Source organism: Marinitoga lauensis, from assembly GCF_004135675.1.
GTDB classification, from domain to species: domain Bacteria; phylum Thermotogota; class Thermotogae; order Petrotogales; family Petrotogaceae; genus Marinitoga; species Marinitoga lauensis.
In genome coordinates this window covers 13,975-27,592 of the sequence record NZ_QHLX01000009.1, presented here as the reverse complement: position 1 = coordinate 27,592, position 13,618 = coordinate 13,975, and the positions used below count along the sequence as shown (strand labels likewise).

Genomic DNA, 13,618 nt, shown 5'->3' with positions numbered 1-13,618 from the left:
AAATCCCTCCTTACGGAACTCTATGACCAAGTGATGCTTCATAAATAGCAAACCATTGTTCTCTTGTTAATTTGACTTCTAAGGCTTTTACTGCATTTTTCAATCTATATATCTTTCCACTACCAGAAATTGGAAATATTCCAACTGGATGATTTAACAACCATGAAAATACTATTGTATCTAATGAATCAATGTTTAACTCTTTTGCTACTTTTTTTAATGCTTCTAATATCCTTTTGCTTTTTTCATTTTTTGAATCAAAAATCTTTCCACCGGCTAATGGTGACCAAGCCATTGGATTTATATTCTCTTCCATTAAAAAAAAGATATTATCGCTGTTAAAATGTTCTAAATTATACGGAGAAATTTCTATCTGATTTGTTACCAGAGGAAAATTCATCTTTGATTGAAGAGCACTAAACTGTTGAGGTGTAAAATTTGATACACCAAAATACAATACTTTTCCAGATTTATGTAATTCATAAAAAGCTTCCGCAATTTCATCCATATTCATAAATGGATCTGGTCTATGTATTAAAAACAAATCCAAATAATCTGTATTTAAAGCTTTTAAAGAATCTTCCGCGGATTTAATTATATGTTCTTTACTGGTATCATAATACTTTTCAACCACAGCATTCTCATTTTTATTATACCTTATCCCACATTTACTTATAATTTCTATTTTTTTCTTATCCTGGATTTCTTTTCAATACTTCTCCAAATATTGACTCACATAAATGATTTCTTCCATAAATATCCGCGTGATCAAAGGTTGTAACTCCTAAATCCATAGCTTCTAATATAAATTTTTCTAGTTCATCATTTGTCATATTCCATGTATTTACTCTCATCATTCCCTGAATAATTCTTGATAACTTTAATCCACTATTTGAAATATTTATTCTCATACTTTCCCTCTTTTCATATTATATAATATTTATTTATTATAATTATATCATTTTTTATAAAAAAACCTCAGTACTAAAACTGAGGTTTTAAAATATTTTAATATTTATTAAATATATCACTCAACTGGACTAATAGGAAGATTAAATACATATTCTATCGACCTTCTTAACAATAAAATATACCAATCACTATCAGAATAACTATTTTCAACATAAAATTCAAGAGGTGATGTTGAAGCAATAACTCTTCCATTTCCATATCTATATTCAATATATGTGGGATATTTTTCATAAGTACTATTTTCTTTAATAAATACTACTAAATTTTGAATATCTGCAATATTTAAGTTATCAAAGCCACCATGACTGGCATAATTCCCTTCCAAAGAACGCTCAAATGGAAATCCTTCTAATAATGGATGTGTTTCATTTACTATATCATTATAGTTATCATAATTATCTCTCCAGGTTACACCACCTGGAAGTGTTCCTGTAAAATCTCCTCCATTCCAACCATTATCACACGCAATCCAGAACAATGTTCCTCCGCTCTCAACAAAGGTATCAAATTTATTCGCATTTGCTTTATAAATATCATAGAAATTTGTTGTTTGATCCCTTCAATTATTATTGCCCATGAAGGATTAAAAGAAATTAAATTACTAATATCAGAAGAGCTTTTAATTTCATATTGATGTAAACCTAAACCATTAGTAAAACCTATATCATTTAAAATATTCGGAATTGCGTCTGAAACTCCCCATGCTGATACATCACGAAAAATTATAACGTGTTCAGCTACTTTACGTAAAATAAGATTTGGAGCTACAGTATTCATAGATTTTTCAATTATTATAGGAGCAGCATCTGCGGAATATTCAGAATTCTCAGAAGGATCATGGGCATAAACAACATAATTCCCTATCGGAATAAAATCAAATGAATAATTTCCATCAATATCAGAAAAAGTATACATGCCTGGTAATGGTTCTCCTTCAGGTGTTCTAATTTCCAATAAAATCCCTGTATGATTTGATTTATCAATATATTTTACATTTCCCTTTAATGTTCCATAATCTTCTAAAGGATATAAAATTAACGGCTCACTTAATTCTATTTCCGAATTATCTGATACTTCAATAAATTGCTTCGTTGGGAAATAACCTTCTTTTTCAGCTTTAATAATATAATTTCCTGCTGGTATATTCTCTAACAAAAAGTTTCCATTTTTATCAGATAATGTGTCACCTAATGTAGCTATTGTATCTATTGGACTAAAACCTTCACCTGCGGCTTCTAAACCTTCAATAGAAATTTTTATGTTTTCATAGTTAATAGTATTACTTAATTTAGTAAGTCCACTAATATTACTATTTCCTAACAACGGATCAATTTTTTGACATGAAAAGAATATAAATATTGTTATTATTGACAATGAAATTACATAAATATATTTCTTCATTTTTCTCCCCCAATCTTAGAATCTTAAGCCTAATTCTCCGTATACACTATATATTCCAAAAGTTTGTTGGAATGAAAGATCTATTATTGTATTAGCTCCTCCAGTAAAAACTAATGGACCCAGATACAATGATAATCCAGCTTTAGTTAGATACATTGTATACGAATATAAAGAAAATTTACTATCATAATATTGAAAAATAGGACTTATTCCTGCAAAAATCTTTAGATTTTTTAAAGGCAATTGCAACAAAAGAAAGGTTGTTGGCTGAAGATAAGTAATTTCACCCGCTTCAACAATATCAGGAGGCGAAAAAACTCCTAATTCTAATCCATAATATCTTTATCTCCTAAAGTAATGCTTATGCCATAAAAAGTTCTCTCATATCCAGATAATTCCATCAAATAACTTCCTGATAGTTCAAAACTAAATATAACCGAATTAATAACAAACACAAAAAATAACATAACTAATATTTTTCTCATATTCCCCTCCTTTTTATTAATATTAAATTATAATTATATCATTAATATATTAAAATAAAAGTTTTATCGGTCCGTTTTATTGAATATTATTTAAATATTTATATTATCGTAATCAAATTAACTATTGACAATTTGTCACTATTAGTGTATAATAAATAGTGGAGGTAATAATATGAAAAAAAAATGTCCAAGGTTTAAAGGCGCTGATTTGTTCCTGAGTTTGACACTATTATTATCAACAAAATTCTAAAAAGTAGAATTATTCAAAAAAATAGCTATTGTTAACTTTTTATAAAAAGAGAAATTAGCCACACACATCCTCCTTTTTGGCTTTTCATGCGTGTTTTAGGAGATTATTTTTTTAAATTCATCTAATTCCATCATTTTTTTCGGTTTTTCTATTTTTAATGTTTTTAATATGGCTTTTTGAAAATCGTTTAAATTGGCTCTTAATGCAAATAATTTGTCTTTTAATCTTATTTCAGAGTATTCCATTTTTTTTATAGCTTCTCTTATTTTTTCATGAGAGTATTCAATATTATTTTTTTCCAGTTCTAATTCTAATGTTCTTTGAATTATGTAAGATATGAAACTCATTACAATATGTCCTTTTATTCTTTTCGGTGTCCAATGAAATACCGGTCTTGTTTCAAGATAATTTTTTAATGTTCTGAATGTTTCTTCTACTTTCCATAATGTATGATATTGTTCTAATATTTCTTTTGGAGATAGTTTTGTGTTTGTTATTATTCCATAGTATCCATCGTATTTTTCATCATTTTCTATTTTTTCTATGTCCAATATATAATTTTGTTTGTTCTGTTCTTTTAAATATTTTTTCGCTCCTCTTTTACTTTTGGAATCTATATTTCCTTCTTCTAACATTTTTTTCGCTTTTTCTATTAATCGTAGTCTATCTGCTCTGTCTTTTTTAGCTCTTTCTTCTGAATATATTATGAGTAATCTTTTATTTTCATATTCTACTTCTCTATATTTTATTCCTTTTGCTATTTCTATGAATTCTCCTTCAAATATATTTACTTTTTTTAACTGTTTTATTGATTTTCCTACTATGAATTCATAATTAGAATTTTCTACTACTTCTATATTTTTTTTACTCATCATTCCTCTATCTGCTACTACTATTACTTTTCCTAATTGATATTCTTTTTTCATTTTTTCTATTGAATCTTTAAATGTATGCCCTTCAAATGTATTTCCTGCATATATATCAAAACTAACTGGCATTCTATCCTGATCTATTGACATCCCTAATACTACTTGCGACTCATTAAATTTCTTATCCTTTGAATATCCCATTTGTAATATTTCATTTGTTTGTTGTGTTTCAAACGCTAATGTTGTTACATCGTAAAATACTAAATCTACCGTTGTATTAAACAAACTTATCCTTTGATTATACATATGTTTTTCTATCGACTCTTTATTATCTGCTAATATATCCAATGTTCTGTATAACCAGTGCAACATTACATCTTTTTCTTCCAGGTCTTTTTCTTTTTTAACTTCCACTTTGTTATATCCAAAATACTCTAAATTATTAAATATTCCCAATTTACTCTTCGGTTCTACTATTCTATTCATCACCATTATTTTTAACATTTCTTCTGCATTGTATTTTATTTCTTTATCCAGTCTTTCAAAATATCTTTTCATCTCATATCTTTCAAATATCTTATTTACTATTACTTTGGCTCCGTAATTTCTTCTTGCTATTTCTTCCATTAAATCATCTTCTATTTTTTCATATTCATCTATTTCAAATATTTTAAAAAGACTATCTACAAGTTTTGTTATATCTTTTTTACTATACTTATCTATATTTCCAAAATTTATTACTGTATGCTGTTTCACTTTTCCATTTTCTCTTTTGCTTTCCATTATCCTTAAATATCTTTTTCCTTTCACTTTTGATATTTTAGGATACATTTTAAAACATCTCCTTTCAGTGGTTGTCATATATATTATACCACCAAAAGGACTAATATATTACTAATTATAGTTAATTCTCTGTAACAAAAGTTAGCCACACAATTTTTCGACTTCCTGAAAAATACACGCCTCAAACCCGCATTCTACCGTTCCATTTCCTTAAAATCGCCAAATTGCTGTCAAAGGCAGGAGCAGCATCTGCGGAATATTCAGAATTCTCAGAAGGATCATGGGCATAAACAACATAATTCCCTATCGGAATAAAATCAAATGAATAATTTCCATCAATATCAGAAAAAGTATACATGCCTGGTAATGGTTCTCCTTCAGGTGTTCTAATTTCCAATAAAATCCCTGTATGATTTGATTTATCAATATATTTTACATTTCCTTTAATGTTCCATAATCTTCTAAAGGATATAAAATTAACGGCTCACTTAATTCTATTTCCGAATTATCTGATACTTCAATAAATTGCTTCGTTGGGAAATAACCTTCTTTTTCAGCTTTAATAATATAATTTCCTGCTGGTATATTCTCTAACAAAAAGTTTCCATTTTTATCAGATAATGTGTCACCTAATGTAGCTATTGTATCTATTGGACTAAAACCTTCACCTGCGGCTTCTAAACCTTCAATAGAAATTTTTATGTTTTCATAGTTAATAGTATTACTTAATTTAGTAAGTCCACTAATATTACTATTTCCTAACAACGGATCAATTTTTTGACATGAAAAGAATATAAATATTGTTATTATTGACAATGAAATTACATAAATATATTTCTTCATTTTTCTCCCCCCAATCTTAGAATCTTAAGCCTAATTCTCCGTATACACTATATATTCCAAAAGTTTGTTGGAATGAAAGATCTATTATTGTATTAGCTCCTCCAGTAAAAACTAATGGACCCAGATACAATGATAATCCAGCTTTAGTTAGATACATTGTATACGAATATAAAGAAAATTTACTATCATAATATTGAAAAATAGGACTTATTCCTGCAAAAATCTTTAGATTTTTTAAAGGCAATTGCAACAAAAGAAAGGTTGTTGGCTGAAGATAAGTAATTTCACCCGCTTCAACAATATCAGGAGGCGAAAAAACTCCTAATTCTAATCCCATAATATCTTTATCTCCTAAAGTAATGCTTATGCCATAAAAAGTTCTCTCATATCCAGATAATTCCATCAAATAACTTCCTGATAGTTCAAAACTAAATATAACCGAATTAATAACAAACACAAAAAATAACATAACTAATATTTTTCTCATATTCCCCTCCTTTTTATTAATATTAAATTATAATTATATCATTAATATATTAAAATAAAAGTTTTATCGGTCCGTTTTATTGAATATTATTTAAATATTTATATTATCGTAATCAAATTAACTATTGACAATTTGTCACTATTAGTGTATAATAAATAGTGGAGGTAATAATATGAAAAAAAAATGTCCAAGGTTTAAAGGCGCTGATTTGTTAAGTGGATATTTATTATTATTTTTAAAAGAAAAACCAGGTCATGGCTATTTTTTGATGAACAAATTAAAAGAATTAGGATTTGAAATAAACGAACCTACAGTTATATACAGACATTTAAAAAAAATGGAAAGTTTTGGCTTGGTTTACTCCAAAATTCAACCTAGTGAAGAAGGACCACCAAAAAAAGTTTTTTTTATTACTCAAACTGGATTAGAGTATTTGAAAGAAATAATAGAAAATATAAAAAAAAGAATTTTAATATTAAAAGAATTTCTTCAAGAATACGAAAGGAGTGAGAAAATTGAAAATAGCAATTCCACTAATTGAAAATAATGGAAAAAAATCAAAAATCAGTGAGCATTTTGGACATGCACCATATTTCGGTTTTATTAATTTAAAAGAAAATGGAGAATATGAGTTAGAAATTATTAAAAATCCATTGGAAGAACATGGACCTGGAGACATACCCCATTATTTAAATGAACAAGGTATAAATATACTTATCGCCAGAGGAATAGGCGGAAGAGCTATAATGTTCTTTGAGCAATTAGGAATACAAGTAATAAGAGGTGCTGAAGGAACAGTAGAAGAGATAATTCAAGCATTAAAAAACAATATTTTAGAAGATAGAGAATATGAAGTAAAAGAACATTTTCATAAACATAATTCAGATCATGAATGTAATCATTAAAAAAATAGGACTCATTTTTTATGAGTCCTATTTTTAATTAAAATTTAAAGTCTGATAGCGCGTTGTTTAAAAGTTCAACACTCGTTTGCAAATCAGAAGCAATTTCAGCTAAATTATCTGCCATATTTTGAATTTCACTACTCGATTCTCGCATAGTTTGTACATTTTCAAAATACCTATTCAACGATTCATTAACATTAGAAAATGCCTCAGCTATAGTTTGAGAAGATGCGTTTTGTTCTTCAGCTGATGCTGCTAATGTTTGGGCTCTTTCAGAGAGAATAGATGTTTGATCTAAGATTTTGTTAAGTTCTTCATTCAAAACAGAAGAATTTTCTGTAACTTTTTCAACAGTTCCTTTCACAGAAAATATTTGTTTTGTAGATTTGTCTACATTCGTTTTAATTGAGCCAAGAATACCAGAAATTTCATCTGTAGCTTTTCTTGTTTCTTCTGCTAACTTTCTTATTTCATCAGCAACTACTGCAAAACCTTTACCTGCTTCTCCAGCTCTTGCAGCTTCAATAGCAGCATTCAACGCAAGGAGATTTGTTTGTTCAGCTATATTAGAAACTTGTTCGATAACTTCTGTAATTTTACTTGCATAATTTTCTAGTTCTTTAATTTCATCAATAGTTCTCAGAGTTTCATTTGCAGCATTTAATATAGCTTCTTCTAATGATTTCATAATATCTTTACCATCATTTGTTGCTTTCTCTAACACACTTGCAACATTTGCAAGTTCTATTGCAGAATTTGCTACTTCATCAGTTGAACGAGAAATTTCTTTAATAGATTCATTTGTTCTATCTGTTTCCTGCTCCATGAATTTTGATTCTTCAGCCATCATATCAAAAGATGCCTTAAATTCTTCAATAATTGCATTGGATTCCTGAGCACTTCCAGACACATTATCTGCAGAAATATTTATGCTTTCCATACTTCTTTTTATAAACTCAAAAGTAGGTCTTAGTTTTTCACCAACCAAATGGTACATTTTTTTTGCAATAATTCCTATTTCATCATTAGATCTGATATTAGATGTGACTGTTAAATCTCCTTCCGCTATCTTTTCAAGATCTTTTAAAGGGAAAGGGATTTTTTTAATATATAAAAAGCATATAATCCTATTAAAATACTTATTATAAAAAAAGATAATTGCAAATTTTTCATAAGTGAAACTTTCTTTTCAGATTCTTTTTGAAATAATGTTACACCTATATTCATTTCAGATAATAGAGGTATATTATTTTTTAAAATATAGTCTAAAGCCTCCTTATCATCAGTTTCAATAAATTTATTCATATTTGAATAAAAAGTATCCCACAGCTGTTTCACTTTTTCAAGTTGTATTTTTACTTCTTCCGGTGCTGTTGGAAGTATTACAATTTTTTCCCAAGCTAAATCAAATGGTGCTTTACCACCATCTTTTAAAGCAACTAATGTAGTATCAAAAATCTTGATGGTGTTTAAAAGACTTTGTTTGGTCTTTTCATCTTTTAAAATATAATATGTTAATGCTTCTTTTGTCATTCTTTGAGTTAACATTCTCTGCCTTCCAGCTAAATTTATTACTAAACCATCTTCCGCTTGAAGCTTAGTAATATAATTTGTTGAAACAAAAGTAATTAAAGATAATAATACAAAAAATACTATAGGTACCCTAATTTTACGTACAAACTATTTTTTTCATAAATTTGCCCCTTAAATATATTTTATTATTATAAATATTATATTATATTATATTATATTTTTCATAAAAAATCAACAAATCATTTACTTTATCTATCTAATTTACAATAACTCTTTAAAAAACAATTTTGACATATAGGATTTTTTTTACATATGTACTTTGAATGTTCAACAATTAAACCATGATAATTTTTATAAATAAGTAAATCTTCAGGTATATTTTCTTCAAAAAATAATTTATATGTGTCATAATCGTTTTTTATTTTAAATCCTAATCTTGCAAACATTCTTTTAGTATATGCATCTATAACAAAAGATAATTTATCAAAAGCATATAGCAAAATTGAATCTGCTGTTTCTTTTCCAATACCTTTAATTTGTAATAGTTCATTTCTTAATTCATCTTTGTTTTTTATAGCAATTTTTTCAAAAGAAAATTCATAATTTTTGAACCATCCCAATAAGTTTTTAACATATTTGGCTTTCATCTTATAAAAACCTGAAGGTTTAATTAAATGCTCTAATTTTTCAAGTGATAAATTATATAATTTCTCTGGATCCATTAAACTATTTGTTTTTATATTTTCTAACGATTTTTCAACATTACCCCAATTGGTATTTTGAGTTAATAAAGCACCTAACATTATCTCAAATTTATTATTCCCCGGCCACCATCCGTCAGATATTTTATATTCATTACTTAACAGATCATATAATTTCATTAAATCAATATACATTGTTGGGTGGTACTTCTCCTTTCAATGCTGCTATTACATTATCAGCTACCATTTCTGCCATTTTATCTCTTGTTTCAAATGTAGCACTTCCAGTATGTGGAGTTAATACTACGTTATTTAGTTCTATTAACTCCTGTGGAATTTTTGGTTCTTCTTCATATACATCCAAACCTGCTCCAGCTATTTTCCCTTCTTTTAAATATTTAATCAAAACTTTTTCGTTAATAACGGGACCTCTTGCTGTATTAATAATAATAACATTTGGTTTCATCATAGAAAATTCTTTTTCATCTAATAGATGATATGTTTCCTTTGTTAATGGCGTATGTAAAGAAATATAATCTGATTCTTTTATTAAAGTTTCAAGTTCCGCATATTCAACTCCTAACTCTTTTTCCTCAACCTTAGATAATCTGTTTCTCTTATAATATAATACTTTCATTTCAAAACCTTTAGCTCTTTTTGCCATCTCTTTTCCAATTCTTCCCATACCAATTATTCCCAACGTTTTTCCTTTAATATCATATCCTAAAAATAATTTAGGTCTCCAACCAACAAATTTTCCTTCTCTTACAAATTTATCACTTTCAACAATTTTTCGAGCAACAGCAAAAAGAAGTGCCCAGGCTAAATCTGCGGTTGCATCACTCAAAACGCCAGGTGTATTTGTTACATAAATTTCCGCTTCTTTAGCAGCCTCAACGTCTATATTATTATAACCTACTGCATAATTAGAAACTACTTTTAAAATTCCTCTTCCAGCATCAATAACCTCTTTATCAATATTATCACTTAATAAGGTTATTAAGGCATCATTGTTTTTTGCTAATTCAATTATTTCATCATGATTTAAAGTTCTTTCTTCTCTATTAACCCATACTTCAAAACCAGCTTCTTTTAATTTTGTTTCTGCAATTTCAGGTATTTCATATGTAAAAGCTACTTTTGGCATTATCCCACCTCCATTTTAAATTCATCAATATTATAACAAAAAAACCGGCCTTTTAAAAAGCCGGTGAAGTTGGTGCCGAGAGTGGGACTTGAACCCACACGAGGTTTCACCCTCAGTGGATTTTGAGTCCACCGCGTCTGCCAATTCCGCCATCTCGGCAAAACCAAGATTATTATACCATTAAAAATATTATTAGTCAAGTACAATTTGAAAATTTAAATATAATTAAAAAATTGAGTAATTTATTATTTTGAAATTATTTTATTCTATGTAAATCTTTACAACATCTCCATCTTCAGAATCTACATCTACTATATTTTCACCTTCAAACTCATCAAAATTAATATTTTCTATAGCTTCTATAATTTGATCAATTTGCTCTTTACTCATCTTCGTTCCCTGCTGAGCTAACCCCAACGGTATCATAGCTTTAGCTATTTTTATTAATCCGAGAGGTATTTTTACATTCACCTTGTCTCCTTTTGCAGAATCTACTTTTATAACCAATTTTCTCTTTGATTTTGTTTTTTTATTTTCTTCAGTTTTTGTATCAAAAAAAGCCTCTATTAAGTCTGCTGCTTCTTCAATTTCTATTTTGCTTTCTTTCACCATATTTAATACTCTTATCAATTCTTCTCTCATTATTTTGCCTCCTTTAATAATTTTAATTTCTCAATAGCTTCTTTTGGTTTTATTAAGCCTTTTTCTAAATCTTCAATAATTCTTTTTTTCTCAATAACAATATTTTTATTTTTTTCTTCATCTGATATATATTCCTTTGAAACATAACCAAGATCAGCTAACAACTTATTAAACTTATTCAAAACCGTTGGATATGATAACTTAAGTATCTCAGATACTTTTGAAAGATTGCCACGATTTAATAAATAAAGACGTAAAAATTCTATGTTTTCATCACTTAAAGAAGCAAATTCGTTCATTTCAAAGTTCCCTTCAAGTTTCGACTTACAATTATCACATCTTAATACTTCAATATGCATTTTATTACCACAAACCGGACATATAATAGGTGCTTTATACATACTACCATCTCCTAAGCAACATATATTTTTACTTTTGTTTTTCCTCCATCTGTATCAACATCTATAAAATCCCCATAAAAATCCGATAAATAATCTATAGATTCTATTATTACATTAATAATCAAATTCACATCAAAATTAATTTCTTTTCCTTCTTTTTTAAATTTGGATTCAATAGATTTTTTAATTAAAGGTTTTAAAGAATATAATAAAGGTTTTGTTGCTATTAATACTCCCAATGGAAAAATCAGATTCACATTAGTTTCTTCAGACTTTACACTTATTACGAATTTTGTTCCTACGGGATACTTTATTTTCCTGCTGATAAGTTCTGCTGCTATTTCTGGATCATTTTCTTCAACAATTTTTTTAATAGACCTTTTTAATAGTTTTTTTTGAATTTTTTTTCTTTTAAATGCTTTATAATAAGTGTATAAAATATAAATTCCCAGTCCTATAAAGAAAAACGCCCAAAAAATTTTAGCCCCGAAAAAAATAAGTATTAATCCATATAAAATTAATAATATCACTCCGGCCATATTATCACCCCTATATATAAAATTATAAACTATTTTTTATAATATGTCAAGTTAACTTTTATAAATTCAAAAATTTTTCTTTTTATATTTTATAAATTGATATTATAAAATATAAAGCGAAACTTCTAAAAGTTTCGCTTTATATTTCTAATGTTGTTCCAGCACCAAATTTAATAATCTTACCTTTAAATTCAATATTCATAACATTTATAGCTTCTATGCCCGTACAATGAGAAGGTAGTAAATATTCTACTCCTGTTTTCTTTATTTTATCCAATCTAACAAACAATTTTTCCTCATATTGTTTATAAAAATGGAAACCACCTATAACAGCATGTATTTTCTCTTTAAAAATTTCTTTAGAAAAACTTAATATATTTTCTATTTTCGGGTGGGCACAACCAGCTATAACTACCAACCCTTTTTTTGTTTTTAATACCATTGAATGTTCTGGAATACTTTCATTAAATGTACCTGTTGAATATATGTTTTTCTCAATTTCCGTAGGTTCATTACATATGATAATTTCGGTTTTGTTTTCTAACTTTTTTATTAATTCTTTTGGAAATTTTAACGGTATATATGTCTTTTTCACTTGAAACTTATCCAATATGAAATCTAAACCTCCCGTATGATCATCATGATAATGACTTAAAAAAAGATCGTCTATAATTTTTAATTTATTTTCTAATCCAAGGTGCTTTATATTATGTTCCAAAATTCTATAATCTGCTCCAGTATCAAAAAGTATCTTCTTATTCTCACTTTCTATTAAAATAGATAATCCCCAATCTCTTTTTAATAATGGATGAACCTTAAAATTATCAACTATACCTGTTATTTTCATATTTCACACTCCTTTAGTATAAAATTTATAAATTATTTTTTGTTTTCACCGAAAATTATGCTATAATTGAATTTGATTATAGAATGGAGGTATTGTTGTGAAAAAAATTATAGTCGTTTTTATTTTAGTTTTAACAATCTCAGCATTTTCTTTAAACATTATAACATCTATCAAACCACTAGAACTAATAACAAGAGAATTAGCCCCAAACTCAATTATATACAATATTTATAATACTTATGACACTTTTAAAAATTTAAAAATCGAATCTAAAGATTTCAAAAATACCGATTTAATAATTATTTTAAATGACGAAATAGAAATAAACAGTGCTGTAAATAAGGTTGTTTTATCTGAAGGTGTTTTATTTTACCCATACAAAGAAAATCCTTTTATATGGTCTGATCCTTTATATTCAATTGTTATCGCATATAAAATAGAAAAGAAATTAGAAAATATTGATCCTGATAATGCTTCTAAATACAGAGATAATTTATTGAATTTCACACAAAAAATAATTGATTTATCAGATGCATTTTCTAAAGAAATACAAAATAAAAAAATTAGCATAATTGATATAAATAATATTTTCATTCATTTTTATGAAAGATACGGAATAGATTATAAAGTTTATAATAAAAACACTACTATTACGAACGATAAAATTTTAATATCAAATTATGATTATAAAAATCCCATATATAAAAATTTAAAAAATAAAAAAGTTATGGTAGATATATTTGCTTCTAAATATAATAATATCATAAATTTCTATAAATCTATAATAGAAAATTTACTAAACTAAATTTTAAT

General features: G+C 26.9%; 19 protein-coding genes, 1 tRNA gene and 1 pseudogene. 3 read left to right on the top strand and 18 right to left on the bottom strand.

Annotation, left to right across the window (positions count from 1 at the left end; genetic code table 11):
* Positions 1-10: 10 nt before the first annotated feature.
* The 9 genes and pseudogenes from DJ007_RS13620 to DJ007_RS13585 form a co-directional block, all read right to left on the bottom strand.
* A pseudogene (locus DJ007_RS13620) lies at positions 11-911 on the bottom strand (aldo/keto reductase).
* Positions 912-1,027: 116 nt separating this feature from the next.
* Positions 1,028-1,450 carry a hypothetical protein gene (locus DJ007_RS13615; protein WP_129410057.1) on the bottom strand — a complete coding sequence of 141 codons (423 nt, stop codon included), beginning with the start codon at positions 1,448-1,450 and terminating at the stop codon, positions 1,028-1,030.
* The gene (locus tag DJ007_RS13610) at positions 1,381-2,373 is read right to left on the bottom strand and encodes an MSCRAMM family protein (RefSeq protein ID WP_129410056.1); all 993 of its coding nucleotides are present in this window, start codon (positions 2,371-2,373) and stop codon (positions 1,381-1,383) included. Before DJ007_RS13610 ends, DJ007_RS13615 begins: the two co-directional genes overlap by 70 nt.
* Positions 2,374-2,388: 15 nt before the next feature.
* Entirely contained in the window at positions 2,389-2,625 is a 237-nt protein-coding gene (locus DJ007_RS13605) for a hypothetical protein (RefSeq protein ID WP_129410055.1), read from the bottom strand.
* 74 nt (positions 2,626-2,699) lie between these two features.
* Positions 2,700-2,858 carry a hypothetical protein gene (locus tag DJ007_RS14970; protein WP_165974195.1) on the bottom strand — a complete coding sequence of 53 codons (159 nt, stop codon included), beginning with the start codon at positions 2,856-2,858 and terminating at the stop codon, positions 2,700-2,702.
* A 345-nt stretch (positions 2,859-3,203) separates the two neighbouring features.
* On the bottom strand, positions 3,204-4,838 hold the full coding sequence (locus DJ007_RS13600; protein WP_129407806.1) for an IS1634 family transposase: 1,635 nt from the start codon (positions 4,836-4,838) through the stop codon (positions 3,204-3,206).
* A 103-nt stretch (positions 4,839-4,941) separates the two neighbouring features.
* Positions 4,942-5,157, bottom strand: coding sequence for a carboxypeptidase-like regulatory domain-containing protein (locus tag DJ007_RS13595; protein ID WP_129410054.1), 216 nt, complete (start codon positions 5,155-5,157; stop codon positions 4,942-4,944).
* A 35-nt stretch (positions 5,158-5,192) separates the two neighbouring features.
* Complete coding sequence (locus tag DJ007_RS13590; RefSeq protein WP_129410053.1) at positions 5,193-5,603, bottom strand: carboxypeptidase-like regulatory domain-containing protein; 411 nt, start codon at positions 5,601-5,603, stop codon at positions 5,193-5,195.
* A 16-nt stretch (positions 5,604-5,619) separates the two neighbouring features.
* Positions 5,620-6,090 carry a hypothetical protein gene (locus DJ007_RS13585; protein ID WP_129410052.1) on the bottom strand — a complete coding sequence of 157 codons (471 nt, stop codon included), beginning with the start codon at positions 6,088-6,090 and terminating at the stop codon, positions 5,620-5,622.
* A gap of 172 nt (positions 6,091-6,262) precedes the next feature.
* On the opposite strand from DJ007_RS13585, the gene DJ007_RS13580 reads away from it, so the two are divergent.
* Together DJ007_RS13580 and DJ007_RS13575 are read left to right on the top strand one after the other, a co-directional pair.
* A complete protein-coding gene (locus DJ007_RS13580) occupies positions 6,263-6,631 on the top strand; it encodes a PadR family transcriptional regulator (protein WP_129410051.1) in 369 nt (122 codons plus the stop codon).
* Entirely contained in the window at positions 6,606-6,995 is a 390-nt protein-coding gene (locus DJ007_RS13575; protein ID WP_129410050.1) for a NifB/NifX family molybdenum-iron cluster-binding protein, read from the top strand. Before DJ007_RS13580 ends, DJ007_RS13575 begins: the two co-directional genes overlap by 26 nt.
* Positions 6,996-7,032: 37 nt before the next feature.
* On the opposite strand, the gene DJ007_RS13570 is transcribed toward DJ007_RS13575, so the two are convergent.
* The 9 genes from DJ007_RS13570 to DJ007_RS13530 all read right to left on the bottom strand — a co-directional run bounded on the left by DJ007_RS13570 (position 7,033) and on the right by DJ007_RS13530 (position 12,805).
* Entirely contained in the window at positions 7,033-7,992 is a 960-nt protein-coding gene (locus DJ007_RS13570; protein WP_129410049.1) for a methyl-accepting chemotaxis protein, read from the bottom strand.
* An 86-nt stretch (positions 7,993-8,078) separates the two neighbouring features.
* Complete coding sequence (locus DJ007_RS13565; RefSeq protein WP_276318803.1) at positions 8,079-8,600, bottom strand: type IV pili methyl-accepting chemotaxis transducer N-terminal domain-containing protein; 522 nt, start codon at positions 8,598-8,600, stop codon at positions 8,079-8,081.
* Positions 8,601-8,776: 176 nt separating this feature from the next.
* Entirely contained in the window at positions 8,777-9,424 is a 648-nt protein-coding gene (locus DJ007_RS13560) for an endonuclease III domain-containing protein (protein WP_129410047.1), read from the bottom strand.
* Positions 9,414-10,376 carry a 2-hydroxyacid dehydrogenase gene (locus DJ007_RS13555; RefSeq protein WP_129410046.1) on the bottom strand — a complete coding sequence of 321 codons (963 nt, stop codon included), beginning with the start codon at positions 10,374-10,376 and terminating at the stop codon, positions 9,414-9,416. The genes DJ007_RS13560 and DJ007_RS13555 overlap by 11 nt, the downstream gene beginning before the upstream one ends.
* A 70-nt stretch (positions 10,377-10,446) precedes the next feature.
* Positions 10,447-10,535, bottom strand: a tRNA-Leu gene (locus DJ007_RS13550).
* A 102-nt stretch (positions 10,536-10,637) separates the two neighbouring features.
* Positions 10,638-11,018, bottom strand: coding sequence for a hypothetical protein (locus DJ007_RS13545; RefSeq protein WP_129410045.1), 381 nt, complete (start codon positions 11,016-11,018; stop codon positions 10,638-10,640).
* Positions 11,018-11,419 (bottom strand): DUF2089 domain-containing protein, encoded by a 402-nt coding sequence (locus DJ007_RS13540; RefSeq protein ID WP_129410044.1) that lies wholly within the window; start codon positions 11,417-11,419, stop codon positions 11,018-11,020. Before DJ007_RS13540 ends, DJ007_RS13545 begins: the two co-directional genes overlap by 1 nt.
* Before the next feature lie 11 nt (positions 11,420-11,430).
* Positions 11,431-11,958 carry a hypothetical protein gene (locus DJ007_RS13535; RefSeq protein WP_129410043.1) on the bottom strand — a complete coding sequence of 176 codons (528 nt, stop codon included), beginning with the start codon at positions 11,956-11,958 and terminating at the stop codon, positions 11,431-11,433.
* 139 nt (positions 11,959-12,097) lie between these two features.
* Positions 12,098-12,805, bottom strand: coding sequence for an MBL fold metallo-hydrolase (locus DJ007_RS13530; RefSeq protein WP_129410042.1), 708 nt, complete (start codon positions 12,803-12,805; stop codon positions 12,098-12,100).
* 97 nt (positions 12,806-12,902) lie between these two features.
* Here DJ007_RS13530 and DJ007_RS13525 point away from each other — a divergent pair, with 97 nt between their 5' ends.
* A complete protein-coding gene (locus DJ007_RS13525; protein ID WP_165974194.1) occupies positions 12,903-13,610 on the top strand; it encodes a metal ABC transporter solute-binding protein, Zn/Mn family in 708 nt (235 codons plus the stop codon).
* Positions 13,611-13,618 lie beyond the last annotated feature (8 nt).